We start from the raw sequence: 25685 nt of genomic DNA on the forward strand, positions 1-25685 counted from the left end.
TGTCAATCAATTGATAGCATACCGCAGGTATAGTCAGTTTTAATGCGACTGTCGACGCCATGGGTCGACAAAAGATAATCACGGATCAGATTTAGTGTCTACCTACTTAGATTGAATAGCCTGCATCCAGCCGTTGGATGTAGTGGTCTAATAAAACTGGACACCGGAATAGGTTGATAAACTATCAACCATCAAGGTGGACACAATGAAACGAGAAAGGAGAAGTTTTGATGCGGCGTTCAAGCTGCAAGTGGTCAAGATGATTCAGGACCCTGGGCTGACGGTCGCGCAGGTTTGTCAGGATTTCAAGCTGGGTGAGGTGGCGGTGCGTCGCTGGCTGAAGCAAGTGCAGGCGGAGCAAGCCGGCCAACCGGGTATCGGTAAGCCGTTAACCCCTGACCAGCAGCGGATTCGGCAACTGGAACAGGAAAATCGGCAACTGCGGGCGGATAACGAATTGCTAAAAAAGGTTTCGGCCTTTTATGCCCTGGGGGTATCTTTGCCAAAGAACTGGCGGCGGAATTGAGATCGAGTTAAATCACCCCCGGCAAAGCCGGGGGCTTATTATTTTTAGCCCCTCAAAGGGGCCGATTACCGGAATCGCCTGAAGGCGATCAGCTTTTCCAAAGGCTCAACTGCTCGTAACGTTCCTCTTCACGTTCTTGCTCTCGGATGTAATTTCTAACCATCTCTTCATCCAGACCCTCCGTTGAAACAAAGAAACTTCTTGCCCAGAAATTTTCACCCGTGAAGTGCTTCGTCTTCCCTCTAAATGTTCTGGCAATCGATATCGCACTTTTGCCTTTGATAAAGCCTACAACGTTCGATACCGCATATTTGGGCGGGATGCTCAGGCACATATGAACATGATCAGCCATCAAATGCCCTTCCACAATTTCACAGCCCCTTTTACTTCGCCAACTCATGGAATACCGATCCTAAATGCTTGCGCAATTGACCAAACATCACTTTTCGCTTTCGTTTCGGAATAAACACGACGTGATATTTGCAATTCCATCTCGTGTGACTCAGACTTTGGTACTCTATCATTTCGGATTCTCCAAACTATTGATCAAGTTTCCGAGAATCCGATTGACCGCCTTATAGGTCAAACCTTTGGGAGTCCCCCGGCATAGCCGGGGGTTTACCGTCATTAATTATTCCTTTCTCCGACTATTCACCGGAAATACGCCGTATCATTTACATCACCAATGCCATCGAATCGGTGAACATGAGTTTGCGAAAAATCACCAAGAATCGCGGTTCATTTCCCAGTGATGAGGCATTGTCCAAATTGTTCTATCTGGCGCCGATGAATATCAGTCAAAAATGGACCATGCCGTTGCATGACTGGAAAGCGGCTTTGAATCGGTTTAGCATTCAGTTTGAAGACCGAATGCAGAATCACTAACAAACCCGTTTACACAAAATTCAGGATACCTTCGATGAAGGTAGTTACCTGACCGCGGCTAGGTTTCTTTCTCAGGACAATATGATCTTGCCCGGATTTGACGGACACTCAACTAAGCGACTTTTTTAGCTTCAAAATTTTCCGGGCTGATATAGCCTAATTTGGAGTGAAGCCTTTTTCGATTGTAATACACTTCGATATATTCAAACACTTGGTACTTGGCGGCTGATCGGGTTAAAAACCGTTCGCCATGAATCGCCTCGACTTTAAAACTGTGGTTCCAGCTTTCCATGGCGGCGTTGTCATAGCAATCGCCTTTCTTGCTCATGCTGCAAATCAATTGGTGTTTGGTGAAAAGCTTCTGGTAGGCGGCAGAGCAATACTGGCTGCCTCGATCCGAATGGACAATGACGCCTTTAGGCATTCGGTGACGCCATAACGCCATGATCAGGGCATCACAAACCAACGTTGCCGTCATCCGTTCGGAAATGGCCCAACCGATCACTCGACGTGAATAAAGCTCAAGTACCACCGCTAAATACAGCCAACCTTCTTCCGTCCAAATATAGGTGATATCCGATACCCATTTTTGATCGGGGCCGTCTGCCGTGAAGTTTTGTTCCAACCGATTCGGGGCGACCGGTAACGAGTGGTTGCTGTTCGTTGTGGCTTTGTATTTCTTAGCCGCCTTCGCTCTCCAGCCATGGCTTCGCATGATCCTGGCTACCCGGTGTCGGCCTGCTGATTTTCCTTCGTCTTGTAGTCGCTGTGTAATTCTGGGTGAACCAGGACGGCCTTTCTCATCCTCAAAAATACGTTTAATCTCATTGGCTAGCCATTTATTCGCTTCGCCTCTATCGGAAAGTGGCCTGCACTTCCAGTCGTAGTAGCCACTCCGTGAGACCGTTAACAGGCGGCACATGAGTCCCACAGGGAATTGATCTTCATTAGCTTTGATCATGGCGTACTTCACTTGGGCTGTTTGGCAAAGTACGCTGCCGCCTTTTTTAAAAAGGCGACTTCCTCTTCCAGGCGGGTGTTTTCTCGTTTAAGCCGCGCCATTTCGGCCTGCTGTAGCTTTTGATCTTCGAAGGGCTGTCCTGTTTGGCGACGCTTGGCTCGCCAGTTGTACAGCATCGATTCGGCGAGCCCTAAATCTTTGGCCGCCTTTGGGATGCCATCCTTGTCGGCACGCTCCAGGGCTTGTTCTTTAAACTGCGCGGTATATTTGTTGCGGACAACGGGGATCTTTGATTCGTTTTGGGCTTTCATGATTTTCCTCGGGGTTAGAGATTACTCTCTTAGCCGAGTGTCCGATAGATCAGGGCAAGATCAATATGCCCCATTCATCAACACTATGCAGTTGAAAGCTTTGTTGAGCCAGGTCAATGCCCAGCACTTTTAATACTTTGCGTTTGCTCGTTGCGTTAATATTTTTCAGGGTCTATCTCACTTTTATTCGATGCTGTTTTGGAAAATACATCGTGGCCCATTTGAGGCCGCTTAGAAAGTGGGGTAGACCATTCCATTAAGTCATGCGAGAGCCAACGTTTCTAGCCCTTGCTGGGTCGGAACGAGGTGACGCGGACGAATCGGGGCGCCGAAGGAACAAACGGTCGCGTAATTTTTGCCGATTTTTTCCAGCAGGATGCCCGAAAAAATCTTTCGGCAAAAATAGCGACTCTCCGGGACTTGGTCGTAAAATATGCCGCTTAAAACTTAATGGGGCCGAATTAAGGGCTGTTGCCGTTTTACCTAGGCACCCAAATAAAAGCGCAAGCCAAAGTGATGACGCTTTCAAAATTGCGTTTCAGTTTGTCATAGCGTGTCGCGATGGCTCTGAAATGTTTCAGTCGCGCAAACATATTTTCAACCAGGTGGCGATATTTGTAGAGGTACCAATCCATGGCATCATTGCCAATGGTTGAATTCTGCTTTCTGGGAATGACGGGCATAGCACCTTTCTCTCGAATTTGAATCCGTAAGGGTTCGCTGTCGTAGCCCTTGTCAGCAATCATATAGTGAGCTAAGGGAAGCTTAGCCACTAATCCCGGCGCTTCTTTACAGTCGTGGACTTCGCCACCCGTGACCGAGAAATGAATAGGCAGCCCGCAGGCATCCACGGCCATATGGATTTTCGTCGTGTTACCCGCAACCGATTTTCCGATGGCTGTTTCCTGCGGATCGGCAGCGTCGCTACCCTGTTGATGCGCTTTCACGATACTGCCATCAATAAACACCCATTCCAAATCCGGCTCCACAACCAGCATCCAAAAGATACTCATCAATTTTTCTTGAAGCGACCAGGCATTGAATCGCTTATACACGGCATTCCACTTGCCAAACGTTTACCGGCAGATCTCGCCAAGGGCAACCTACTCGCAGACGATAAAAATCCCTTCTACCGTTTGCCGAAGCGTGGGCTTGTCGTAAACCCTCAAGCTCAACAGGAGGCTTTGAATTTATTCCAGTATTCATCCGTAAACATTTATAGTTTGCTTGCCTTTTGATTGAAAAATCAATCAATGAGGCAGAGCAGTTCAATTTCAAGGCTGTCGTTCCAAAATGGCAACAGCCCCTTAATAGTTAACCTCGTAAAGCTGCAATTATCAAAGACCGCAAATTTAAAAGGGGGCTATTAATTTACAATCGATACTTCAATTTCCCGCGCTACGTAATCGTTAGATATATAGTTTCCGAATTGACTCAAGGCAGTGATTCGAAAAATGATCGGGCTTTTATCCGCCTCGCTATAGGTTTGACTGCTACAGCTTAGTTTAACGTTAAAACCCTCGAGGCCGGCAAACCTAAGCGCCGTTTGCGCGTTTATTTCAGTGCAATTGCCGCCGGCGGCAATCCGGGCAATAGACCATTCGATGCCGGCGTGCGCCGCTTGATAAGCTCTTGCTCCCTGTAGCGCGTTAATCGACGTACCGGTCTGATTTGCGCTCAACCTAACCATGTAAGAACCCAATAAACCTAATACTACCAAGACAAAGGTAGCCATCACGATGGAGAAGCCGCATTGTCGATTCACGGCGCGTTATCTATATGAATTTGGCGAATCAAACGAGTCGATTCGCCGGCATTATCGGTTAAGGTCAGTTCCAAGGTCACCAATCCTGAGTGGGATGCGGTCGCCGAGCTGTAGTCGAAGTTGCAACTGCTGACATGATTGGCCTGCAATTGACCGATAACCTCATTGGGCGGATCGGCTTGCGTAGTACTTATACTGTAACCGGCGTAACGCATTAAGGTACCGGCGGCGGTGTCGCAGCGATAAGTAAGCGGTGTATCGACGATAAAAAATCGTTGCAAGGGCGATTGCAGCGGAAATTGTTTAACGCCATCCAGAAAGAGCCGGTTAGCGGTTGAGGTATTTTTTAACGTGGCGCGGTTGCTACTGGAATAGGCGTCGGCAACGCCACTGCCCAGATTATAAATAACCAATTCGCCTCGCGGCGCGTTCTGCAAGCTGCCGATCACATCGAAGCTAACATCGCTGTTTGTAAAGTCCAGGATATCGCCACTGCCGTCGGCAGCCAACTTGGCGCGATAACGGCCGCCTTCGCTGGTATGCAATAGCTCCAGAGTTTTGCCCCCGGTGATGCGGATGCTGTTGGGTAGGGCGCGGCGAATGTCGCGCTGCATCAGGCGTAGTGCCGATTCGGCGTTATCGACCAAGGCTGTGCGGCGCTCCAAATCCAAATAACTTTTCACCGGCAGCGTAATCAGATCCGTGGTCATCGCCGCCAGAATGCCGACGATTACTACCACGGTAATCAGCTCAATTAATGTAAAACCCTGATTCGCTTGGCGCATATCAATAATTGGCTCGATAACCGACCAGTGTGAGATTGCTGACTCCCGGGCCGTTGACGGTAACGCTAATTTGTTTGGCCGTAACGCTGCCGCTTAAGGTGTTGGCGGACACTGCCACGGAGACCGTGTATTGCGACAAGCCGGCCACCGCATGGCCTTGTTGATCGTGAACGCCGTTATCGTTGAGGCCATTGTAGTCGTCGACATCATCGAAGTCGGCTCTGGCACTGGTAGAGCCGCCGCTATAGGCTTGCAGCAAAATTTCTTCCAGATACGATTCGGCTATCGCCACCGCTTGATGCTGCACCACCGGATTGGCGCTATTACTTGTGGTCAGATTGATTACGGATAAAATGCCCACGAGCGCGATACTGATGATCAGTATCGATAAAATCAATTCGATCAGCGTCACGCCGGATTGCTGCCGATATGCGATCTTCGCACTTGGTTTACGACGAGCTGTCATACACAAAACCGGTATCTTTCACCACGCTGATTTGTTTGCCGTTGCCGCCGACATTAATCTGCTGCGCGGCGGACGCTTCGCCTTTGGCGGTGAAATAAAACGTGGCGTCGCTTAAATTGATGCCGGACTGGTTTCCCCGGTAATCGGATTCAGCGGAGCCCGGCCGCGCAACCGATAATCCGAAGTCGGCATGATTCGTCGACGCGCATAGGCTACGATTTGTTGCGGTTGGCCGTTTCAATTCGAATTGGTTGGCGGCGATTTGCACTTGGACATTGCAAGCGCTTGTCACCGCCAACTTTTGGGCATAACGAATCGCGTTGATCGTATCGTCGAAAAATGTGCGTTCCTGGTAAACCGACAGATCAAAAAATTTGGGCAGCGTCGTTGCCGACAAGATACCCAAAATCACGATAGTCATTACCAGCTCGATTAAAGTAAAGCCGGTTTCATTGCTTCGTTTGCCGATAGGTAATAGACGCATCGAATCAGCCGCCGAAAGATTAGCCAGGTTGAAACTCCGCAAAATTACGGCTGGCATTGCTTATCTTTGTAGCCCCGCGAAACATTGGATTACACGTACCCACATGAGGTTTTTGCGGCTTGTATCATGAGCAATTGCTATTGACGATGGTGGCGGTAGCCGGGGATGCTGCGCTGGTAGCAGCCGTATAAGTAATTTCGCAGGTGGCGGCGGTAGTCACGCCTGTGCTAAAACCTATTTTGGTGCCGGCGGTGGTAAAAGTCAGGTCTCCGGTTAATCTGACCGCTGCGCCGATTCCGGTTGCCGTAGCCGCTGGGTAGCCGTATTCCAGGTCTACACTGCTGCCTTCCAATGTGACCGCTTGTCCCGAGGGGGCAGTTTTGCCTTCCAGCAGCGCCTGCGCATGAGCGATGGTAATCGCTGAATTAAGGGCGCCCAGTGCCCCTTCCAAGGCCGCTGCCCGGGCATTGGTGGACATGTTGGAAAATTTGGGCAGGGCGGTTGCCGCTAAAATACCGAGTATCACGATCACCATGATCAATTCTATTAAAGTAAAACCTTGTTGCCGGTTTAGTGTCATTGTGTGTCCTAAAAATGCGTTTTGGGTAAACTTGCCGCTGTGTCGTAGGGTCGCTGTATGGGGTTGTAAGATAAGTCCTACGCTATACTTTGGCTTGGTTTTGGTTAATCCCCTCTAAAATACAATAGTTTCCGATATGAGTATTCGAAAATTTATTTTTTGCGATATTTGCAACCCGCAAGGCTTACGGTCAATTGAATTTCGCCGGGCGCCGCGCGGCGGCGATCGTGTCGGCCGGCGCCTGAGTGACGGTAGGGCCTGGTTCGAAGGCGAATTGAATTTGGCTGTAAATTCCGGGTGGCTTTGTACCGAGGATGGCCGGCATATTTGCCCGGCTTGTCAAAACCCAGCAAATTAACCGTTATCTTATTTGCGAACTTTTCTGGCAAGAATGCTTTTGACATCTCGGCAACAACTGGTCTTAAGCTTATTCTTTCTGATATGGGGATTTAGCTATTCAGCACTTGCCGCGACCTATGCTGTAATTCCGTACGCCTTTAGCTGGATAGATGCCAGTAACCACAACAAATTGGGCCCGACTACTGGTGGAGTGTACTCGCCACTCTACAAATTTACGAATATAAGTAATTGTGGCAGCAGTTTGCCAATTCTCGACGACATCATCAGCGACGATATCCCGCTAGGATTTAGCTTTAGATTCGGCAATACCAATTTCAGCAGTCTACGAGTAATGTCCAACGGGCGTATTCAATTTAACAACAATATCACCTGCGGTTATGGTAGCCCGGTGACTCAACTCCCCTATCCGGATACCGGTCTTAATTACAGCATGCGTATTTATGGCAACGATTTGGATCCTACTTTAAAGTCGGAAGTCAGCGGTTATTCCACGAGTTGCACTAATCGAACGAGTTGTTACGTCAGCTACGCCAGCACCGGATCCACACCGGACCGGCAATTTGTGGTTACTTGGTATCACGTGCCGGAGTGGACCAGCACCAATTCTGCGTCCGGCGCCTACGATTTACAGCTCATCCTACAAGAAAATGGTGAGTTTATTTATCAATTCGGCAGTTCGGTGCGCGGTCCGGCCGCGGCCTTGGCCCAGATTGGTTGGGAGGTAAGTACCAGCGACTATGCGGTTTCCGCAATCGGTTTTCCCACCGATAACAGCGCTTTCAAATTTTATATTCCCGGTTCCACGACGACGGTGCCGGGCGCATTTAATGCCTTTGACTCTAGTACCGCGGCGGCAGCCAATACCGGATACATTAAAACGAAAGTAGCCGGCAGCAGCTTTACACTGGATATCGTAGCAACTAACAGTGCCGGCACAACTAGAACCACTGGTTTTACCGGCGGCGTTGCAATCGAGTTAGTCGATGCCAGAAGCGGCTCCTGCGGTACTTATCCGACGATTGGCAACGCGGCAATCGCTAACTTTACTGCCGCCGATGCCGGACGAAAGGCGGTCGCTTTCTCAGAAAGCAATGCCTGGCAGAATGTGCGGGTAAGAGTTAAATATCCGTTTTTCAGTCCAAGTGTAATCGCTTGTTCTTCGGATAATTTTGCCATTCGCCCATACGAGCTAATTGCAGTGGCGAGCGATAGTAACTGGACTACAGCGGGCACCAGCCGAACGCTTAATATGGCTACCACGTCCGCTACGCCAACGCATAAGGCTGGCAGGCCTTTCACGATAAGGGCAACCGCTCAGAATGCGGTCGGTGCGTTGACCACCGGCTACAACGGCACGCCAGGTGCCGGAACTATTAGTTGTTTATTGCCAACTACCGCCTGCGTGGTTGGTACATTTTCAGCCGGAGCGTTTTCCAATAGCGCGGGCGTAGCCACTTCCGTAACAGCCAGTTATTCAGATGTCGGTGCTATCAGCAGTAGTTTGTCCGATGCTAATTTTGCCGCGGTTGATACGACAGACGGTTCAACTTTAGCGGAACGCACGGTAAGTTCAACGATATTTACGATAGGCCGTTTCGTACCCGACCATTTTGACGCCGCATTGAATACGCCGATTTTTTCGCCGGGCTGCAGCAGTTTTACGTATATGGGGCAACCGACAAAATACGTAACGCAACCGGTCGCCAACGTAACGGCAAAAAATGCGGCAGCGGCAACGACAGTAAATTATACCGGGAGTTTATGGAAAATAAGCCCCAGTGATGCAAGTTATGGGATCATGCCCAGTTATAGCGAAGCCAGTCAGCCCTTAAGCGTATTGAACAATAGTGTACCGATTGCGACCGATAACGGTAATGGTAGCGGCAGCTTGAGCTTTGCCGACACCGCCAGCAATATTCTCGCCGTTACTCGCGGCAACCCTATAGCACCGTTTAACGCCGAAATCGCAATGAGTTTTACGCTGCAAGATACCGACGCGGTGCAGGTGGCCAATGTCAACGGCGTAACGGGTGGCAATCCGGTTAAATTCGGTGCGGCCAGCGCCGGAAACGGTATCGGTTTTAGCGGCGGCAACAAAACCCAGCGCTGGGGGCGGCTGGTATTGAGCAATGCCTACGGTTCGGAATTGAACGTTTTGCCGATGCCGCTGTTCAGCGAGTATTTCAACGGCAGCGCTTTTGTCGGCAATGCCGCTGACAATTGCACCGGCCTAAGTTTGAGCAGTCAGATCAGGCTCGGCAATTCGGCAACGGCTGGCGGCGTCCAAAAAACCGGCAACACGGCGATGACAATTCCGCCGGCGGGCTCATCGGCGGCAAGCCTCGCGCATACACCGCTACTGTCTGGGCAGGCCGGTTTGAGTTTTAGCGCGCCGGGTGCCGGCAATACCGGTTCTATCGATGTCAGCGGGAGTTTTAACAGCTTGCCGTGGCTATTGTTCGATTGGGATCACAATGGCGTGCATGACAATTCGCCTACAGCCAAGGCGACCTTCGGCATCTACAAAGGCAGCAGCCAGCAGATTTATCTGCGGGAACTCTACTAGCGACGCATATTGGTGGATAAATCCCACATCGGCAGAAAAATTCCTAAGGCCAATACCAATACCATGATGCCTATCACTACGATCAAAAACGGCTCGATGACGCTGGACAGCGTCTTCAGTTCCGCATCGATTTCGCCTTCGTAGAAATTCGCCACTTCCTGCAGCATCTCGGCAATATTGCCGGATTCCTCGCCGACCAGGATCATTTGAATCACCAGCGGCGGAAACAAACCGGTGCTTTTCGCCATCCGGCTGATGCTGTCGCCTTTCTCGATGCCGATACGCATCCGATGCAATTTACTGCCGATATATTCGTTGCCGACTGCTTTCGACACAATGGCAATGCCCTGAATCAGCGGCACGCCGGCAGTTAAAATCATGGCGAAGGCGCGGGAAAAGCGTTCCATCGTGGCTCGTTCGACGATGCTGCCGACCGCCGGCAGTTTCAATAATAGCCGATGCCATTGCCTTAAGCCTTCCGGGCTTTCCAGGTATTTGCTGATCAAAATCGCTACGGCTACCAAGCCGGCCAATAGGTGCGGCCAATAGTGGACCGTGAATTCGGAAATCGACATCAGCAGCCGGGTTTGCCAGGGCAATTGCGAGCCCATTTTGTCGAACATACCTTTAAAAGCCGGAATGACATAAATGTTGACGATTATTAGTGCCATGCTGATCGCTGCGACGACCATGCCGGGATAACGTAACGCGGTCTTTATACGGTTTTCGGTCTCCTTTTCCCGTTCCAGATAACGGGCGATATGCAAAAAAGCCTGCTCCAAATTACCGGTCGTTTCGCCGACATTGACGATGCTGATCAGCAATAACGGGAAAATTTGGCCGTATTGAGACATGGCTTGCGACAGGGTTTGCCCGGATTCCAACTTCCGGGTGAGGCCCAGTAAAGCCTGTTTCAGCGCCAGATTCCGGCTGGAATCGGCCAGACTGGTAATAGCGCGGGTCAACGGCACGCCGGCCTTGGTTAAGCTATACATTTGTCTGCAGAACAAAATCAGGTCGTTGATGTTCAGTGACCGCTTAGCGCGCCAATGCGCAAACTTCCGCAAGATGTCGGTGTCCTTGGCGCCGGGCTCGATGACCAAGGGGATCAAACCCCGGCTATTCAGGGTGTGTGCGACAGCCTGCGCGGATTCGCCGTCGAGTTGGCCGATTATCAATTTACCCTGCGGATTGCGGGCCTTGTAGGCAAAATTCGCCATCTTAACTTTCTGAAATACGCATGATTTCGTGCAAAGTTGTTGTGCCTTGTTTGACTAATTCCAAGGCCTGTTCGGTGAAAGTCTTGAAACTCGGCGTGGCGCGGGCGGCGGCAATAAAACCCGCGGAATCGTTGCGGCGCAGAGCGTCCAGGGTTTCATGACGCATTTCCAATAATTCGTAAACGCCTATCCGGCCGCGATAGCCGATATGATTGCAATATTGGCAGCCGGTGCCTTGTTTAAACACGATATTGCCGCTTGGAATATTAAACGTCTTTTCCAGCCAGATGCTTTGGCCTTCGCTGATGTCGGTGGCTTGTGCGCAGCGGTCGCAAATTTTTCTGACCAGACGTTGCGCGACGATGACTTTCAATGCGCTCGCCAAAATATAACCTTCGATGCCCATATCTAGCAGGCGGGTAGCGGTTTCTACCGCACCGTTGGTGTGCAGCGTGGAGAACACCAAATGGCCCGTGATCGACGCGCGCACAGCAATTTCGGCGGTTTCCCGGTCGCGAATCTCGCCGATCAGAATCACGTCCGGATCCTGACGCAATGCGGAACGCAGTACGCTGGCAAAAGTCAGGCCTATCTTGTCGTTGATTTGCGCTTGGTTGATACGGGGCAGGCTGTATTCCACCGGGTCTTCGGCGGTGATGATCTTGGTCTGCGGATAGTTGACCGACGATAGCGCCGCATACAAAGTGGTGGTTTTGCCGCTGCCGGTGGGGCCGGTGACTAAAATCAAGCCGTGCGGATTGCGGATATGGGTTTTAAAACGGCCCAGCAACTCCGTAGGCATGCCGAGTTGTTCCAGATCCAGCAAACCCTTGGATTGGTCGAGAATACGCATCACCACCGATTCGCCGCTTTGGATCGGCAGGGTCGATAGCCTGACGTCCAGCGCTTTGTTTTTGACCCGGATACTAAAACGGCCGTCTTGCGGCAGGCGCTTCTCCGAGATATTCAAGCCGCACATCAGCTTCAAGCGTACCATCAGCGCCGGCGCGATGTTGATATTATCCAGAACCTGTTCGTTTAATACCCCGTCTACCCGTTGCCGGATGCGCAACACATTTTCGTCGGGTTCGATGTGGATGTCGGAAGCGTTGGTTTGCACCGCATCTTCGAAGATCGATTGCAGCAGTTTAACCACCGGTGCATCGCTGACTTCGCTGCTGGAGAGCAGGGCATTCAAATCGAACTGATTTTCCGCCAGTTCGTCGCTGAGCTGATCGGCGAGATTGCTGATTTCTTCGGTGCGGCGGTAGGCTTGATCGATGGCGGTGAGCAGATCCGATTCCCGCACCACCGCTTGACGGATGCGTTTTTTCAACACGCGGCTCAGTTCGTCCAGGCCCATCAAATCGGTAGGATCGGCCATTGCCAGCAAGACGTCGTTGGCGTTGCTTTCCAGGAGCATCACCCGAAAACGGCGGGCCAGATTTTCCGGCAGTTCCTTGCAAATCTCCGGCTTGCGCTTGTATTGCGAAATATCCAGAAACGGGATTTGTAATTGCCGTGACAGGAAGCTGAGTAGATCGGTCTCGGAAATGTAATTCAGATCGACCAAAGTCCGGCCCAGCTTGCGGCCGGTTTTTTTCTGTTCGGTCAACGCCGTCATCAATTGTTCGTGGCTGATGATGCGGTGCTGGACTAACAGATCGCCGATGCGGATTTTCTTTTGCGAATATTCCATGGCTTGGGGATTAATTCAGGGCGTCGAGACGCTGTTTAATATAGCTGACAACCTCGGCGTTTAAGGTGTTTTTGTCCAGCGCTTGCCGGTACGACTCTGCCGCGGCTTGGATTTGATTCAGTTTGTCTTGATTCATAGCCAGTCCCAGCCAATATTCGGCTTTGTCCGCTTGCAATTCGGTGAGGCGCCGGTAAAGGGGGGCGGCTTGCGTGAATTGCTGTTGCTGCTGATAGCCGGCGGCCAGCAAGGCCAGATAGGCCGGATCGTCCACCATATTGCTGTCGATACGTTCGAGTATCGATACCGCCGCTGCAAAGTTTTTTTGTTGAACGTATAAATGGGCTTGGGTTTTCACAAAAAACAGGTTGTTCGGAAATAACGCCAGGCTTTCCTGGACGAAAGCGGCGATTTCCGCCGGGGATGCGCGATATTTCAGCAGAGTTTGCAACAACAAGGTGCGGGCAGGCAGGTGCGTCGGCTCCAATTTTAAGGCATCGAGCAAATTTTCCCGAATAGACGACATGGCAGTGCCGGCACGGGCACGTTTGTACAGGGCCTCGGCCTGTTGCGCGGGAGAGGTGGCTTTAACCGGCTTGGCCGAAACCGGCGCGATCGTCTGCGGTATTGGTGTGGGTGCGGCTGCGATTGCTAGTTCCGGTGCAATGGGTTTATTGACGACTCCAAGCGGTTCAATAGCTGTGGCCGGCGGTGGGCTGGCGTTTTCCATAGGCGTGGAGGCCTTGGCCGTTGGCTTGGCTATAGGCGGTGCGGTAATCGGCGCCGGTATGGAGAGTGGGGCGGGTTGAATTGGGGCAGATGCTTGGATGGCTTGCGCTGCCGGCGCATCGGTCTGAGTTTGCCGCCAGATATAAACTATCGGCAAGGCCGCGGCAATGCCGAGTAACCACAACCAGCCGCGCCGACGCCCACCGCTAGCGGTCGATCTCAGCTCGAGTTTGGGAGCGGGTTTTGCCGTTTGCGGGTTACGCTGCTCCAAATCGCGCAACATTTGATTGATCAGACTCATAATGCTAAGTATGGCGAAAAATAGGCAAACAGCGAACTGCAGAGTAGCAAGAGCCACAGGAAGACGCTTCTAAAGCTCCACGGCAATTGCCGATTGCGGGTATCGTCGGTATCCTGCGCGGCCAGTTGTAGGTGGCGCCAACCGATTTTGCTTTGGCCTTTGCCGTAGGCTGCCAGCAAGGCTTTATGCATTAGGATGTTGATTAGACGCGGTATGCCCTGGGTATAAAAATGCAGCGCGTTGATGGTTAGCGGCGCTAACAAGTCGGTATGCGTATTGCCGGCAACGTTTAGCCTATGTTGCACATATTCGCGAATTTGCTGCTTATTCAGTGGCTGCAAGGTGTAGCTAAAACTGATGCGCTGGCGCAGTTGGCGGATCGATTTGCTTTGTAGCAGTTCGTCTAATTCAGGTTGGCCGAATAACACGATTTGCAGCAATTTTTGTTTTTCGGTTTCCAGGTTAGTGAGCAGGCGCAAGCTTTCCAGGGTTTCCAGTGGCATGGCTTGCGCTTCGTCGATAATTAGCACCACTTTATTGCCGAGCTTGGCCGCCATCAGCAGATAATCGTTGATTTGCGTCAGGGTACGGCTTTGCCAGGCATTGCTGGAATAACGGATGCCCAATTCCTCGGCGACGGCCAGATGCAAGCCGGCGGCGCTCAAATGTGGGTTGGGCAGATAGGCGGTAATAAACGGTGCCGGCAATTCGTTCAGCAACATCCGGCACAACAAGGTTTTGCCGGTGCCGACCGGGCCGGTGATCTTGATAAAGCCCTCGCCGCTTTGCAAGGCGATCATCAGTACGTTCAAAGCTTCACGATGCGTTGGCAAATCGCAGAAAAACTCCGTATCCGGCGTCAGGTTGAAGGGAAGCTGGTTCAGGCCGAAATGTTGCAGGTACATATAGTCATTGGCGACGTTTACTTCCACAATTGCTTACGTTCCAGCTGTTGCATGCGTTCGCGGCTGTCCTCTATCGGCGCTGTCCAGTCCTGACTATTGCTGATAACGGTCGGTTTTAACAGGATGACCAGTTCCGACTTGCGGCCGGTGCCCTGATTTTCCCTGAAGGCGTTACCCAGGTAAGGGATGCGCGAAAGTAGCGAAACCCCTTGTTTGTTTTCTTCGCGGTTTTCCTGCATCAAGCCGCCGATGACGATGATTTGTCCGCTTTCGGCATGGACGATGCTATCCGATTCCCGCACCGTGTTCAGCGCCATCGGCAATTCGTTGGGCTGATCGTTTATCGTGAATTTTTTGGTTTGGTTTTCCACCCGGGTAATCGAAGGGTGAATGTGCAAGGTTATGTTGTTGGTATCGCCGATCTGTGGGGTTACATCCAAAGCGATACCGGAGAAAAACGGCGTCCAGGTGATGTCTTGCGTGACGGTATTGGTCGCCGCCGAGAGGCTGTTATTGGAGGCGATGTCGGTAATGAAATATTCGTCCTGACCGACCTTGATCACGGCTTTTTGATTATTCAGCGTGGAAATTCGCGGGCTGGACAGAATATTGGTTTTACCCTGGCCTTCCATCAGTTCGATAAAAGCATAAAAATCGCCGGAATGCACACCGATGGTGAACACCTGGCTGGTCACCGAGGCCGCCATCGGCAGCGGATTGACGCTGCTGAGGAAGGCATTCTTGGCGTCGTGCATGATATTCGCCCAGTTGACGCCGTCTTGATGTTTGTCGTCGAGGATGATTTCCAGGATTTTGGCTTCGATGACTACCTGTCGGCCTATTTGCCCTTGGGTAGTGCTTATCAATTTTTCCACTTCGCGCATTTGGCTGGGATTGGCGCGCACTACTACGATACCGGTTTGTTTGTTGATCACGACTTTGGTGCCGGTCTGTGGATTGTGCAATTCGTCGGCATTGCCGGCAGCGGGCGTTACATCCGCCACGGCCGATAACGATTGCTGCAATTCGTCCCAGAAATCGGTTTTTGAGGATGTGGTAATCCAGCTGCCCGAGGTCGCGTTATTAGGCGCGTTGCTGTTCGGATTATTCGGATTACTGCTCTGATTTGCTTGGTTGTAGAGATTGGAGCGTCTGGAACCGTTGCTGATTTGCCCGGACGACACCCGTGTGTTGGAGCTGCCCTCGCGTAGCAAATCGATACGGTCGATCTTGAATATTTTGGTTTGCAAGGTGGCCGGGTAAATGATGTAGCCGATATCGGTCTTACTGTAATCGTAGCCGTAGACTTTTTGCACCGCGCTGAGCACTTGCGGGATGCTGACGTTTTTTAACTCCAGGGAGATACGGCCGGTGACATCGGGATGCACCACCATGTTTTCCTGACTATCCACCACCAAGCTCATGAAAAATTCGCGGGCATCGACTTCGTGTACCGACACGTTAAAAGTGGCTGGCCGGCTGGTTAACGAGTCGCCGAGCAGGGTTTGATTGAAATCGGGAATCAGCGCATCGGTTACCGCCGTGGGTGGCGTAGGCGAGGGTTGGCTGCTTGGTGCCGGCAGGGCCGGAAAGGTTCTATCGACGTTTGCCGTTTTGATAGCCGCAGTGTCGCTACAGGCCGATAGCAATAAGGTCAGGCTGATAGTAACAAGTACAAAAGTATTGGGCATTAGTTTCGTTTCACCGGTTTTTTAATTGAGGGGACCAGGTAGAGTTTTTTATCGGTACCGTTTTGCCTGATTAGCACATAGCCGGGCTTAATCTGTAAAACCCGGCTGCCGTCGGCCAGCGTCTGGCCTTTGCTGACGGTGGTACCGTTAATAGTGGCGCGGCGGTGGGTATCGGAAATCCAGATACCGGTCAGGCTGAATACGCTTTCGGTATGCGGAGATTCCAATACAGGGCTGGCAGGCAGATTGCCGGGCAGGGTTGGGTCGCGTAATTCAGCCGGGGTTAAGCTCGGCAGCATTAGCGATATTAATAAAACGATATGGCGTTTAAACACCGAGAAAATCCTCGTCAAAACTCAAGGTATAAACCTGAATCCGGGTTTCGGCGACCGGGTATTCAGTCACCCGGTAGGCGATGCTGTCCCAATGAATACGCCAGGGCAGGGTTTCCAAGGATTTTAAGTAATTTAAGGTGCTGAAATAGTCGCCTTGCAAGGTGATGACCATCGCGTGCCGATAAACCCAGATCGGTTCTGCTTCGGCATTGCCGAACCCAGTGGCCGGTAGGGTTTGCAATTTGATTAATTTCAGATTGCCATGTTGTTTCAACATATCTCTTAAAGCGGCGGCCATTAACGGCGCGGGCACGAATTTTTTGCCGCCGAGGTTGAGTTGCTGCTTTAGATTTTGCACGGATTGTTGTATCTCGGTTAATTGCTTGCGGGAGTCGCCATTCAGATCTTTACGGCCCATTTCCTGCAATTGGTCGGCGATTTTTTGTTGCGCATCCAGTTGTTTTTGCAATGCGCCGATTTCGGCATCCAGCAATTGTTGCTGTTTGCGCAATGGCTGATAAAACAGGGAATCCCAGACACCCCATATCGTCAGGATGGCGGTGCCGACCGCCATCAGTTTTTCGCGGCGGCTAAGTCTGGCGAAACGCTGCTGAAACTGCTCAATGTTTAGCTGCATTTACCGTCTCCTTGTCGTCCTTATATCGGGAGCTAACGCTAAATTCGCTGAGTTCGGCCGCCTTTGACGATTGCTGAATGCTGAGTTTGGCAAAATGCCGGCCCTTGAACGGCTCGACGTTTTGCAGGCGTTGCAACAGCAAGGCGATTTGTTCCGGTTTGAACGCGCTGCCATACAGGCGAATGCTGTTGTCGGTACTGTCGATATTTATGCCCGTTATCCAGGCGCCGCTATCCGCTTGCGCGGCCAAAGCCGACAAATAGCCGGAAAATCCCTGGGCTTGATCCGTTCGATCTTCGGCCAACAGCTCCAGAACGTGCGACAGGCTTTGATACAGACTTTGGGATTGACGGATTTCCTGGCTCAATAATGCATCGACTTGTCGGTCGGGATATTGGCTTTGTAAGTGGGTCTGCGCTTGCTTTAACTCGGCTTGCAGCTGATGTAATTCCTCTTGCCGATTACGCAGGGAATTGCTGGCTAGAGTACCGACAATCAACAGATACAGGCAGATACCGATAAGCGCCAGCATATAGGGATTGAGCAAAACATGGCTGCGGTCTTGGCCGCCATTCTGATAAAGATTAATTTGCTGGATCATTGGTCGGTTTCCAATGCGCGGCGTAAACTGGCGCCGATGACCGGTGCGCAAAGATTTTGCATCGCATCGCTTAACAAAATATCGGCGTCCACTATTGCCGATAAATCCATGGCTCGCGCGGTAATGCCGTGGCTGATGGTCAGGAAATTGATGATTTTTTGGGTGTCAATTGGCATTAGCACCAGCGCCAAACTCGTGATTGGCGGAATATCGAAAAAATTTTCCACATAATCGAACGACCGTTGTATTTCCAGTGCTAGGCCGTCTTGCGCCATAAAACCCAATTCCATTTCGTTATTGGCGGAGGCTTCAGCCAGTGCCTGGTAACCGCTGACCAGTTTACGGGATAAATGGATCGCGCCATCTTTTTGCAGGATGACACGGCCGGCGTCTTTTTGTAAGTGCAGTAGGGCGATGCCTTGCTGGTTTTCCGGTAATAAGGTGGCCAGATTGCGCAAAGCCGTCTCTTGAATGTCGACGACTTTAACCCGTAAACCGGCTTGTCGGCAGCGTGCGCCGAGGGTGGCGATCAAATATTCGGTGCAAGCGATCACTTCCAGCATCTGCGGCGTGTTGGGACGATTGGATGGCGGTAAAGGGTAATAATCGATGACGGCTTGATCGACCGGATAATCCAGTAAATCCGCAATTCGCCAGCGTACCGCCTGCTTCATTTCTTCCGGATTAACCGCCGGCGCCTCGATGCTGATAGCGCGGTATTGCTCGGGTGCCAGCAGAATATGGCAATCGTATTCTTCCAGCTGATGGTTTTTCACCAAGGCTTCCAGCAGCGGCAACAGCTGTGCTTCGCTGCCGGCGACAAATTCGCAGTGCAGAAGACGCGGCCGCTCTTGTTCGGCATAACGGGTGATGGCTATCGCAAACCCATTGGCGACGAAGCTGATGGCGACGATGCCGGGCGATACGCTGGGTTTTCGCAGTAATTTTTGCAGTAAGCGCACTGTGAGCGGTTTCCGTTAGAAAATGCCGATAGAGGGATTGCAGAACAGCAAGCGATGATATGTCTATTCACTCTTTACCTGTTTTTTGAAAGACTTAGCCTTTAACCTGCAACTAATACGCGAAGTTTATACTAAAAAAACCGGTTTATAGAAATTCGAGCAAATTCTGCGGGCCATGTATTCGGTGTGACGATAGGGCGGGAGCCGGAAATTTGGTGGGCATCGTGCTAATGCGCCCACCGCCCGAGTGTATCCGGATGTTGTTTGCCTTTTAAGCGCTGGCTATTTTGTTCTTCGAGGTGTTTATGTTTTCGGGCTGTGACAAGCCTGAATTGAACCGAATAGCCTTGTGCTCGGGTCCGCGTGGAAAGGCGAACTTGTTATCGGAAAATCTAAGCAGATGCTTAGCCGGCCCAAATAGCTCGCGCTTTCAATGCTTTTTGTAAACGGCTGGCGACTACTTCCCATTGGATGTTGCGAAAGAAGGCATCGACATAATTGCCGGCGGCCGCGCCGTAATCCATTTGATAGGAATGTTCGTACATGTCCAGCACCAGGATAGGTAATGTCGAGCTAGGGCCGGTGGCATGATCCCATTGCCAATAATTTTCCAATAGGCCGGTATGCAAGTTTAAGCCCAAAACCACCCAGCCGGAACCGCCGCCCAGGCCGGCACCGATGCGTTTGAATTCTTTTTCCCAGGCTTCCGCCGAGCCGAAGGCTTCGTTCAAAGCCTTACTTACAGCAGCATCCGGCTTACCGGAGCCACCTAGATTGGCGAAATACAGTTCGTGCAATACCACCGAGCCGGTCCGTACCAAATGTTCGCGTTTTAGATCGTTATAGATATAAGCCGGCAGCGTCGAATCTTCCAGAAAACCCGCCAGTTTTTGTTTGACCGCGTTCAGCGCCTTCACCGAGCCGGCATAATTGTTTTCCCAGTGCGAGCGAATCAGTTTTTCTGAGATGCCGTCCAGTTTGGCCGGATCGAAGGGTAACGGCTTTATTTCCTGAACCGTGCCGAACGCCGATGATAAATTGGTATTGATGTCCGGTCCGTCTTCGGCGTGACTGTTGCTGCTCAGTGATGCCAAGGCTACACCGGCCGCGGCTGTGGCTAAAAAATCTCTCCGGGTATAATCGTTAGTCATAAGTTCACTCCATGTTGGCTTAGCCAGGGTTTTAGAAAGGTCAATAACAGTCCGGCCGCACCGCTGCAGGCAATGACCGGGATAACGCCGGCTTTGCGAAACAAAGCCGGAACAGCCGTCAGGCCAATCAGCAGCGCGATGCTATCCAGCTCGCCGCCAAAGCCCTTCGGCCAGAATACGTGATACGCAAAAAATGCCGCCAGATTTAGAATGACACCCGCCACGGCGGCGGTAATGCCGGTCAATGGCGCGGTAAATTTCAAATTGTTGTGAGTGGATTCCACCAACGGTCCGCCGGCTGAGAATGAACAGAAAACTGGGCAGGAAGGTGAAGTAAGTCACCACTGTTGCCGCGGCCGCGCCGGCCAGAAACAGGTGCTCGCCGCCGAACAAGACCTGGCTCCAGCCGGCGACGAAACCGACGAAGGTGACGACCATGATCAGCGGGCCCGGCGTGGTTTCTCCCAGGGCCAGACCGTCTATCATTTGGGTTGCTGTCAGCCAGTGATAATGTTCCACCGCGCCTTGATATACATAGGGCAATACCGCATAAGCGCCGCCGAACGTGAGTAGGGCGGCTTTAGTGAAGAACCAGCCCATTTGCGTCAGCGCACCGTCCCAACCGTAGTTGGCGCAAAGCCAGCCGAGCGCGCCGCCCCATAACCCCAGGCCGATTAAAGCCAGTTTTGCCAGTTTTTTGGCGTTGAAACGGGCGTGTTCCGGCGTCGGTGTTTCGTCGTCTATCAACGCCGGCCCGAAATGCCGGTTGGATTTGCCGTGGCCGCCGCCCAGATTGAAGTAATCGGGAGCCAGTTTGCCGCCCACGGCACCCAGTAATCCCGCGGCCAGCACGATTAGCGGAAACGGGGCGTGCAACGCGAAAATAGCCAGAAACGCCAGCGCCGCCATCGTCCATAACCAGGCGTTTTTCAATGTGCGCGAGCCGATGCGATATGCCGCGAATAACACAATCGCCGTTACTGCCGGCTTGATGCCGTAAAGCACACCAGCCACGGCGGGCAGGTGTCCGTAAGCCAGATAAATCCAACCCAAACCGATCAAAATCAATAAGGATGGCAATACAAACAGGCCACCGGCCACTATGCCGCCCCAACTGCGATGCATCAGCCAGCCGATATAGGTAGCCAGTTGTTGCGCTTCCGGGCCGGGCAATAGCATGCAGTAATTTAAGGCATGCAGGTAGCGGCGCTCGGAAATCCAGCGTTTATTTTCGACCAAATCTTGATGCATTATCGCAATCTGCCCGGCCGGACCGCCGAAGCTGATGAAGCCCAGTTTTAGCCAATACCAAAAGGCCTGTTTCAAGCTGACGGGTGGCGGCGGACTGATGGGTGGCTGAGGCTGATTCATGCGTTTGTTCCGGAAAAAGCTTGATGAAAAGCGTCGAAAATCTTTTCGGCTTCGGCCAATAAACGATCATCGTCGTTCCAGTTTTGCCGCATGCCTGCTAGTAAAGTCTCCAATCCGGCCGCTTCGGCCACGGCAATGCCGCCGACATCCAGATAATGCACGATGTTGCCGATTTTGTTCAGCGCGGGATCTTGCGTCAGGCCGAAACTGGTTTGCAGAACCTCGAACGTGACTTTGGCATCGATATGGGTAAACGCGGCGCCGTCGAAATCAAAACCCAGTGCATCGGCAGGGCAATCGCCGATGTCGGCAAGCCAGAGTAAATGCGGTTTGGTGTCAATAAAACGGCGGATCAACCAGGCGCTGGCCAAACGGTCTATCTTCGGTCTGTGACGGGTGGCCCAGATGCGGCCTTGATAATCGTCACGGTTCAGTAGTGGGATTGGCCTCAGCACGGTGCGCGGTTCGTCCGGGCAAAGCCTGTCGTACAAAGTATCCGCCAGTTCGGCTAATGCCGAGGCCGTTTGCGTTTGAGCGGCGCTAGGGAAAAAATCCAGATTAGCCAACGCTTCAAAATCCTTGCGCAGTCGATTTAGCTGTTTTTGCAGTTTGCCTGCATCTTGTTGCGCATGATCGAATTGCTCAATGCTTGCCAAGAGAATCTCATAGTCGGCTGACCGGTCGAACAAGGCTTCGAAAGCCGCTTGCTGAATTTCGTCTTCGCTATCTGTCAGCAAAATATGGGCAGAGCCGCCGCCCGCTAACACTTCCTCGCTGTAACGTTGCAATGCCAAGCGAAAGTCCGGCCGGTTAGGCAGTAAATACACGCCGTCGCGCAAAGCAACGCAGCCCATGGCTTTTAAGCCGCGCCAAATACGCATCCGGCCGCTGGCATTGTGCGTGGGGAGACTGACGATTAAGACCAGCCATGACTTTGTGTTCATGTGTTCTCTTATTTCTATTTTGTAGAATACTCTACATAAATTTATGTTTTGCAGTCAAACTAAATCCACTTTTCGAAGAAAATATTTTGTATGGCGTCCAACGGGGAATTTGGCGCCGATTATGCTAGAAGGTTGATGAGGTTTATTCGTCAAGCAATTGACATTGAATAAGAAAAACTTGAAATTAATCGATTTAAAGGTCGCCAAAAAACAAGTAACAGACTATTATTTAGTGTAGTTTTTAAACCTCACTTGAGACTTGGTTCGCAGTAAGGTTTTAAAAATATGTTAAGCAAAGCATGCTTAATTAAGTGTCTGATTTTGCTGTAGCCGATTGATGGGCAGTATTTTTTGTCAGCATCGGCGCGTAGCTCCGACTGTGCTCTCCGACAAGTTTGTGTTGAAGGACGACTTGTTCGCCGGGCTCGTAACGCCAACTTTGGAACAGGAGGAAGTCATGAAAGCTCATGATTTTTTGTTTCTAAAGAACCCAAACACAATTTCCGCCATCATCGGCGGCTTACTGGCGTTTTGTGCGCTAAATGTCTATGCCGGACCGCCGCCGGAAAATTTTAACACTGCTTCTGAGTTGATCTTGACGCCGTCCGATCAAACTTTTGCCGCCGACAGCGGTCATGGCGCAAATCTTTTACTCAGTAATTCTGCGCTGGGTGCGGCAAATCCACAGCAGACTGAAAAGCGAAATAGCCGGCCGGTGAATGTGGGTTGCGGTGTGGATGTAAATCAGTTTGCCGGCGAAAACAGTTCGCTGACCAACCGACTGGTTGGGGAGTGCAATTTGAAATTCCGCTACTGACAGCGAGCGTGCCGGACGCTCGGCTTGGGCGCAAAACAAAGTACCGGCAGCGCGATGGGGGGCGTTCAGCCGGCCAGATGTTGAATTTGCTGCGTCGTAACGGCGACCGCGTTCAATCTGCGGATTTGCGGTTCTATGCCGTCGAAATTACCCCGAAATTCCATCAAACGCAGTTCGGCTTCAACGTCGGCTACCTCCAGCAGGTTTTTCAGCAGGCGATCCTGCATTTCGCGAAATCCGCGCTGCCGGCCGAAATAACCCTCTAGGCATTCGCCGACCAACATGAAGGCTGTCGCAAAAACCGTCAATACCGCAAATGCTATAACCAATTTCGGAATGCCCAGCGTTAGCGCCGCTATCAGGGCTCCGGCCGATACCGTGGCTATGGTGCTGCCGATCAGGCGTAAACGGCCCGAGCCTTGCAGGCGGGCCGTCAGCAAACGATGGATGCTCAGGCACTCCTGTTTGATGAGGCCGTTGGTATTCAACGCCAAATCGATGAGCAGCTGAGACTGTGATGCATTGTCTTGCCCCAGTAATTTTCCTGGCCGGAGGGTTTCGGTGTAGCCGGGGTGTTTCGCGCAAATTTGATCCAGTAATTCCGGTCTTAACCTGCTGAGTAGATTGACCAGAGCCTGGACATCGAGAGCGATTGAGTCAAGCATGCTTATCTCCGCCGGGGCATGTAAATAGACAAAGATTCAATGATAACCGCGCTTTGCCTATTGCGCGCATTGTTTTTTTGTAGGGCGCAAGTTTAGGATAATCGGCGGAAAAGCCAAGAAAGCCTAATACCGAAACAAATCGCTGGTAAATGGAATCGAAAGAGTAAGACTTCGGCAGCGGTTTGATCGGCCGTTGCCGAATTGAAAGCTAGCTCAGTGAAGCACTGCTTAATGCATCTACCGGGAACTTTACCCGCACCAGGTACAATATTCCGGTGCGGGCTTAACGATGTATTTGGCGCTTATCGGCAATCGAACTGTTTGGGCCAATCCCGGTAATTGAATACCTGACCTTCCTGACGCACGGTGTCCACCGCCGCCAAATCCAGGTCGGCATACACCCATTGCGCCTGGTTGTACTCACCAATCGCCAGAATGCCATTGTTGGGAAAACCCCGATCCACCGGCGTGTATATCGCCGCCGCGCCGCAATTGATGTCCACCGCTTCCGACCAGTCGGCATTGCCAACCAACGACGCTTGAACCACATAGCACTGGTTTTCCAAAGCACGGGCCTGACAACCGATGCGTACCCGGTAATAGCCGGCTTCGGTATCGGTGCAGCTGGGGACCAGAATCAAGCTTGCGCCGCGTTCGGCTTGTTGGTGGGCGTAATGCGGGAACTCGCTGTCGTAGCAGATATTGATGGCAACTTTACCGAATACGGTATCGAACAACTTGATGTCCAGCCCGCGTGAAATATGCCATTGCTCGTTCTCGAATCGCGTCATGGTCAGCTTTTCCTGATAATCCACGTCGCCTTGCGGCGTGAAGAAATAAGCGTGATTGCGGAATTCGCCGTTGTCATGTTTGACCGGATAAGTACCAGCCTGAATATAAACTCGGTATTCGGCGGCCAAGGTTTTAAACAGATCCAGATAACCCGGCAGCAGAGTTTGCAAGGCATCCAGTTGGCCGTTCAATGAAGAATAAATGTCCTTGGGAAATAAGGAGGCCAATTCCATGCAGGCATATTCCGGGAACAGCAGAATGTCAGCTTTGTTGTCTGCAGCTTCTTTTACCCAGCGGCGGGCCTTGGTTTCGAAGTTTTCCCAGGTTTCCAGGAAGCTGATGTCGTATTGGGCGCTGGCGATTTTAGGCACGGTCTTCTCTCAACCAAAAAGTCATGGGTTTGGCGGTTTCTGCGGCGTCGTCGAGATCCTTCCAGGTGTACGTGGTTTTCAGCTCGGGATGCTTGACATAGCCGCGCTTGTTCCAAAACGCGTCCAGCGGTACGTAATCGGCCGGGCGGCGCGGATGATCGACTGGGCGTTCGACACAGCAGAAAGTAATGTGCTTGAAACCGCCCAAATCTTCGGCATGTGCTTCACGTTGTTCGAAAAAACGCACGCCAATGCCCAGGCCGCGATAAGCCTTGTTCAGCACCGATTCGCCGCAATAAAACACTTCATCCGGGTTGTAGCCGTTTTCGATGAAGGGTTTTTTGACTTCGTCGGTTTCGTATTTCAATGGTATTGCCGTCGAGGCGCCGATGATCGCCTCGCCGTCGAACGCCAACACGATCACGCTTTCCGGACAGTCGATATAGGTTTGCAGGTATTTCTTTTCGTACTCGTAATCGCCATCGTACAAGTACGGAAAGTCGCGGAACACTTCGATGCGCAGCCGCGCCAGTTCCGGGATATATTGAATCAAGGCTTCGCCGCTGAGGCGCTGGATGCGGATGTCTTTGCTCATGCTGGTGTGCGGTTGAATTAAAACAAAATTTCAGTCGCCAACGTCAAGGCGATAACGGCATATTGTATTGCACGCGGTGGCGGATTGCATACGGTAAAGGCTTAAGAACCTACTCGCGTAGGCTGGGTAGAGCAAAGCGAAACCCAGCGTTATGGCTGGTGGCTTTGAAAGCTTGGTTTGTTTAGTCAATTGCTGGGTTTCATTCCATTCAAC

General features: G+C 51.6%; 24 protein-coding genes and 4 pseudogenes. 4 read left to right on the forward strand and 24 right to left on the reverse strand.

Annotation, left to right across the window (positions count from 1 at the left end):
• Positions 1-205: 205 nt before the first annotated feature.
• Positions 206-489: pseudogene (locus ACH50O_RS05375) on the forward strand (transposase); the annotation flags it as partial.
• Between the two features lie 125 nt (positions 490-614).
• On the opposite strand, the pseudogene tnpA reads toward ACH50O_RS05375, so the two are convergent.
• A pseudogene (gene tnpA / locus ACH50O_RS05380) lies at positions 615-1050 on the reverse strand (IS200/IS605 family transposase).
• A 106-nt stretch (positions 1051-1156) separates the two neighbouring features.
• Between tnpA and ACH50O_RS05385 the strand changes: the two are divergent.
• A pseudogene (locus tag ACH50O_RS05385) lies at positions 1157-1411 on the forward strand (transposase); the annotation flags it as partial.
• 112 nt (positions 1412-1523) lie between these two features.
• Here the strand turns inward: ACH50O_RS05385 and ACH50O_RS05390 are convergent.
• The 7 genes and pseudogenes from ACH50O_RS05390 to ACH50O_RS05420 form a co-directional block, all read right to left on the reverse strand.
• A protein-coding gene (locus ACH50O_RS05390; RefSeq protein WP_446807918.1) for an IS3 family transposase occupies positions 1524-2683 on the reverse strand; the annotation gives its coding sequence in 2 pieces (ribosomal slippage) (positions 1524-2410 and positions 2410-2683; 1161 coding nt in all).
• Between the two features lie 479 nt (positions 2684-3162).
• Positions 3163-3899: pseudogene (locus tag ACH50O_RS05395) on the reverse strand (IS5 family transposase).
• Positions 3900-4049: 150 nt separating this feature from the next.
• Positions 4050-4448: a hypothetical protein gene (locus ACH50O_RS05400; protein ID WP_446811003.1), complete on the reverse strand. Its 399-nt coding sequence runs from the start codon at positions 4446-4448 to the stop codon at positions 4050-4052.
• Complete coding sequence (locus ACH50O_RS05405) at positions 4445-5233, reverse strand: PulJ/GspJ family protein (RefSeq protein ID WP_446811004.1); 789 nt, start codon at positions 5231-5233, stop codon at positions 4445-4447. Before ACH50O_RS05405 ends, ACH50O_RS05400 begins: the two co-directional genes overlap by 4 nt.
• A 1-nt stretch (position 5234) precedes the next feature.
• Complete coding sequence (locus tag ACH50O_RS05410) at positions 5235-5699, reverse strand: prepilin-type N-terminal cleavage/methylation domain-containing protein (RefSeq protein WP_446811005.1); 465 nt, start codon at positions 5697-5699, stop codon at positions 5235-5237.
• Entirely contained in the window at positions 5683-6240 is a 558-nt protein-coding gene (locus ACH50O_RS05415) for a pilus assembly FimT family protein (protein WP_446811006.1), read from the reverse strand. Before ACH50O_RS05415 ends, ACH50O_RS05410 begins: the two co-directional genes overlap by 17 nt.
• 67 nt (positions 6241-6307) lie before the next feature.
• A complete protein-coding gene (locus ACH50O_RS05420) occupies positions 6308-6763 on the reverse strand; it encodes a type II secretion system protein (protein WP_446811007.1) in 456 nt (151 codons plus the stop codon).
• A 601-nt stretch (positions 6764-7364) separates the two neighbouring features.
• Between ACH50O_RS05420 and ACH50O_RS05425 the strand changes: the two genes are divergently transcribed.
• Positions 7365-9689, forward strand: a complete 2325-nt coding sequence (locus tag ACH50O_RS05425) for a DUF6701 domain-containing protein (protein WP_446811008.1) — start codon at positions 7365-7367, stop codon at positions 9687-9689.
• Here the strand turns inward: ACH50O_RS05425 and ACH50O_RS05430 are convergent.
• The 13 genes from ACH50O_RS05430 to ACH50O_RS05490 all read right to left on the reverse strand — a co-directional run bounded on the left by ACH50O_RS05430 (position 9686) and on the right by ACH50O_RS05490 (position 22232).
• Complete coding sequence (locus tag ACH50O_RS05430; protein ID WP_446811009.1) at positions 9686-10909, reverse strand: type II secretion system F family protein; 1224 nt, start codon at positions 10907-10909, stop codon at positions 9686-9688. The two genes, ACH50O_RS05425 and ACH50O_RS05430, sit on opposite strands and share 4 nt — an antisense overlap.
• A 1-nt stretch (position 10910) precedes the next feature.
• Complete coding sequence (locus ACH50O_RS05435) at positions 10911-12608, reverse strand: GspE/PulE family protein (protein ID WP_446811010.1); 1698 nt, start codon at positions 12606-12608, stop codon at positions 10911-10913.
• 10 nt (positions 12609-12618) lie between these two features.
• Positions 12619-13635, reverse strand: a complete 1017-nt coding sequence (locus ACH50O_RS05440; RefSeq protein WP_446811011.1) for a tetratricopeptide repeat protein — start codon at positions 13633-13635, stop codon at positions 12619-12621.
• Complete coding sequence (locus ACH50O_RS05445; protein WP_446811012.1) at positions 13632-14567, reverse strand: ExeA family protein; 936 nt, start codon at positions 14565-14567, stop codon at positions 13632-13634. Before ACH50O_RS05445 ends, ACH50O_RS05440 begins: the two co-directional genes overlap by 4 nt.
• Positions 14558-16231 carry a pilus (MSHA type) biogenesis protein MshL gene (gene mshL, locus ACH50O_RS05450; protein WP_446811013.1) on the reverse strand — a complete coding sequence of 558 codons (1674 nt, stop codon included), beginning with the start codon at positions 16229-16231 and terminating at the stop codon, positions 14558-14560. Before mshL ends, ACH50O_RS05445 begins: the two co-directional genes overlap by 10 nt.
• Positions 16231-16566 (reverse strand): hypothetical protein, encoded by a 336-nt coding sequence (locus ACH50O_RS05455; RefSeq protein ID WP_446811014.1) that lies wholly within the window; start codon positions 16564-16566, stop codon positions 16231-16233. Before ACH50O_RS05455 ends, mshL begins: the two co-directional genes overlap by 1 nt.
• Entirely contained in the window at positions 16559-17203 is a 645-nt protein-coding gene (locus ACH50O_RS05460; protein WP_446811015.1) for a hypothetical protein, read from the reverse strand. Before ACH50O_RS05460 ends, ACH50O_RS05455 begins: the two co-directional genes overlap by 8 nt.
• Complete coding sequence (locus tag ACH50O_RS05465; protein WP_446811016.1) at positions 17187-17804, reverse strand: PilN domain-containing protein; 618 nt, start codon at positions 17802-17804, stop codon at positions 17187-17189. Before ACH50O_RS05465 ends, ACH50O_RS05460 begins: the two co-directional genes overlap by 17 nt.
• Positions 17801-18766: a pilus assembly protein PilM gene (gene pilM / locus ACH50O_RS05470; RefSeq protein WP_446811017.1), complete on the reverse strand. Its 966-nt coding sequence runs from the start codon at positions 18764-18766 to the stop codon at positions 17801-17803. The genes ACH50O_RS05465 and pilM overlap by 4 nt, the downstream gene beginning before the upstream one ends.
• A 404-nt stretch (positions 18767-19170) precedes the next feature.
• On the reverse strand, positions 19171-19917 hold the full coding sequence (locus tag ACH50O_RS05475) for a superoxide dismutase (protein ID WP_446811018.1): 747 nt from the start codon (positions 19915-19917) through the stop codon (positions 19171-19173).
• A complete protein-coding gene (locus ACH50O_RS05480; RefSeq protein WP_446811019.1) occupies positions 19914-20162 on the reverse strand; it encodes a hypothetical protein in 249 nt (82 codons plus the stop codon). Before ACH50O_RS05480 ends, ACH50O_RS05475 begins: the two co-directional genes overlap by 4 nt.
• The gene (chrA, locus tag ACH50O_RS05485; protein WP_446811020.1) at positions 20059-21288 is read right to left on the reverse strand and encodes a chromate efflux transporter; all 1230 of its coding nucleotides are present in this window, start codon (positions 21286-21288) and stop codon (positions 20059-20061) included. Before chrA ends, ACH50O_RS05480 begins: the two co-directional genes overlap by 104 nt.
• Entirely contained in the window at positions 21285-22232 is a 948-nt protein-coding gene (locus ACH50O_RS05490) for a chromate resistance protein ChrB domain-containing protein (RefSeq protein WP_446811021.1), read from the reverse strand. The genes chrA and ACH50O_RS05490 overlap by 4 nt, the downstream gene beginning before the upstream one ends.
• 457 nt (positions 22233-22689) lie before the next feature.
• On the opposite strand from ACH50O_RS05490, the gene ACH50O_RS05495 reads away from it, so the two are divergent.
• Complete coding sequence (locus tag ACH50O_RS05495) at positions 22690-23049, forward strand: hypothetical protein (protein ID WP_446811022.1); 360 nt, start codon at positions 22690-22692, stop codon at positions 23047-23049.
• Positions 23050-23114: 65 nt separating this feature from the next.
• On the opposite strand, the gene ACH50O_RS05500 is transcribed toward ACH50O_RS05495, so the two are convergent.
• The 3 genes from ACH50O_RS05500 to ACH50O_RS05510 form a co-directional block, all read right to left on the reverse strand.
• Entirely contained in the window at positions 23115-23714 is a 600-nt protein-coding gene (locus ACH50O_RS05500) for a hypothetical protein (RefSeq protein WP_446811023.1), read from the reverse strand.
• Positions 23715-24016: 302 nt separating this feature from the next.
• Positions 24017-24877 (reverse strand): carbon-nitrogen hydrolase family protein, encoded by an 861-nt coding sequence (locus ACH50O_RS05505; RefSeq protein ID WP_446811024.1) that lies wholly within the window; start codon positions 24875-24877, stop codon positions 24017-24019.
• Positions 24870-25472: a GNAT family N-acetyltransferase gene (locus ACH50O_RS05510; protein ID WP_446811025.1), complete on the reverse strand. Its 603-nt coding sequence runs from the start codon at positions 25470-25472 to the stop codon at positions 24870-24872. Before ACH50O_RS05510 ends, ACH50O_RS05505 begins: the two co-directional genes overlap by 8 nt.
• Between the last annotated feature and the right edge of the window lie 213 nt (positions 25473-25685).

The sequence above is a fragment of the Methylomonas sp. 2BW1-5-20 genome (genome assembly GCF_052474515.1).